The 2,636-nt window shown below is 72.5% G+C and carries 1 protein-coding gene; it reads left to right on the forward strand.

From position 1 onward, the window contains the following. The coding region (locus ON39_RS34245) for a KR domain-containing protein (RefSeq protein ID WP_040740445.1) at nt 1-2,636 on the forward strand (2,636 nt) is incomplete at both ends.

The following is a 2,636-nucleotide window of genomic DNA, read 5'->3' on the forward strand; positions in this document are numbered from 1 at the left end:
GTCGGTCGTGGTGCGGCGCGGCATGCTCCCGGCGCTCGCCGGTGCGACGGCGCTGCTGGAGGCGGCGCCGCACGATGCGGCGAAGCTGGTGGAGCCGATGCGGGCGCAGGTCGGCATCGCGGCGATCAACGGGCCGCGCTCGGTGGTCGTCTCGGGAACTCCGCGCTACATCGATACGCTCGTCCGGCGGGCCAGGCGCCGCGATATGGTCGCGACAAGACTGCCCGACGATGTTGTCGCCGACGCTCCGTTGTTCGCCGGGGTACCAGCGGGATTCGGAGACGGGCTGGCGCCGATGACGCCGCACACGCCCGTGTATTCCACTGCTCGACGGGCCGAGCTGATCGACACAGCGGCGATGGATGGCGAGTACTGGGCCGAAAACGCCTCTAGGACGGTCGAACTCGCCGCCGCGCTGGAACGGGCCGCCGCGGACGGCTTGTCGACGGTGTTGGAGGTCGCGCCGCACTCCCTGCTGGCCTCGGCTGTGCAGGAGTATCCGGAGTTCCGCGACGCGACCCACGCGGTGGCCAGTCGCGACGACGAGGCGGGCACGTTCCTCGCCTGCGTGGCCCGGCTGCACCTGGAAGGCCGACCGGTCGACTGGTCCGCACAAGGCCCGTTCGGCACCGCACCCAGGCGCGTGTGGCGCAAGCGCCGGCTTCCTTCGAGCATCGAGCCCGTGGTCGAGTCCGGCCTTACCCCTGCGGATCTCACCGATGATGTCGTCGAGGGCGTGCCGACTGTGCCGGCCGCGCACTGGCTGCGTGGGCTGCTGGCTCTGGCGCGCACCGGGTCCGCGACGGTGCTCACCGATTTCGTGGTGCACGAGCGGGTAGCGCTCGCGATGTTGCCGGAGGCGAGCTACCGCCGGCACGGTGACGGAAGTCTGCGGGTGGAGGTCACGGAGGCCGCAGCGCTGGCATCGGCGCGGCCCGGCGGTGACCCCACACCCGCGGATATCGTCGCATGGATGCGGGTGGTGGATGCCAACCGGGCTGGGCGACACCGCATGCGGGCGATCGAGCCCGCGAGTCGCTACGCCGGATCGCGCCGCTCACGACCGGCGTACGGGCCCGGCTTTCGCGTGCTGCGCGGCCTCGCCGTCGGCCGGGACTGCGCGATCGGCCTGTTCGAACTCGCCGATCCGGATCGCACCGCGACGCTCGACGGCTGCCTGCACCTGCTCGTCGCGGCGGCGCACGACGAGGCGCCCGCCGAGGCGGTGCCGCTGCCGGTCGGCATCGCGTCGGCGTGGCTGTCGGCCGAGCCGAATCGCACGGTGCTCGAGGCGCACGCGTTTCTGCGCGAGCGCACCGCCGCCGGGCTCACCGGCGACATCATCGGCACGGATCAGGACGGGGTGCCGTGCCTCGCGCTGTCCGGCGTGCGAATCCGGTTCGCGGAGCGCACGACCCGTGTCGCTACGGCATCACGGGTTGCCTCTTTTCGTGAGGAGACTTGGCAACCAATCGATCCTGAGTTCGCTCACCGGCGCGGCAGGCGACTTGCCCGGCGCGCCTTGGTGATCGGCGCGTCGGGATCGGCGTTGCGGTTGGCCGACGCATTGGCGGCCACCCTGCCGATCGAGCACGTGCGCCGCGAGCCCGACGCCGCACGCCCGCTCCTCAGCGCCCCGCCGATGGGCCGCGCGAATACCTCGGTCGTACTGGTCTATGCGGGCGAGAACGACTCGGCGGCAAGGCCTTCCGATCCGATCGGTCCGGGGCGCGACACCCCCGCGACGACCTTTCGCGTGCTCGATCTGCTCCAGCGGGTACACGCCGACGACGGCACCGCCGCCCTGACCATCGTGCTGCCGACGATCACCGACCCTCGCCTGGCCGATCCCGACGCGGTGGCCGTGCCGCACGCGATAGCCGGCCTGGTTCGGTCCCTACAGCTCGAATCGCACCGGGTGGTGCGCCTGGTCTGGACCGACACCGATCCTCGGAGTCTGGCCTCACTCGCCGACCTCGTCGCGCAGCTGCCGGACACCTCGAAACAACCTCTCGGCGAAATACGGATCACCGCAGGCACTCTCGCCGTCCGTCGCTTCACCCCGGCCCTGCTCCGACCGACCGCGACCGCCATCGACCCCACCGGAACCTACGTGGTCACCGGAGGTTTGGGCGCGGCGGGCGCGGTCGCGGTGCGCTGGCTCCTCGAGTCCGGGGCGCGCGACGTGGTGGTGCTCACCCGGGCTCCCCGACCGGTGCCGCCGCCGCTGGATGGACTGGAGGACCGCATCGTCGTGGTCCGCTGCGACGCCGCCGACCCGCGCGATCTGGCCTACGCGCTCAACGACATCCGCGCGTGCGGCTCGACCGTTCGCGGCGTCGTGCACGCGGCGGGCGCGACGACCGACGCCGCCTTCGAGGCGATCACCGCGAGGCAGTTGACCGCGGCGTTCGCCCCCAGGCTGCGCGCGGCGCGCAACCTCATCGCCCTCACCGCGACCGATCCGACCGACTTCATTCTGTTGTTCTCCGACGCCCTCGGCGCGCTCGGCACCCCGGGCCGGGCCGCCGACGCCGCCGCCACCGCCGCGATGGATTCACTCGCGCGGACCCATCCGGGGCGAGGCGTGCTGAGCGTCGGCTGGGGCGGCTGGGCGACGGGCTCGGCGGCCGTGC

This window comes from Nocardia tenerifensis NBRC 101015 (assembly GCF_000308715.1).
Taxonomy (GTDB): domain Bacteria; phylum Actinomycetota; class Actinomycetes; order Mycobacteriales; family Mycobacteriaceae; genus Nocardia; species Nocardia tenerifensis.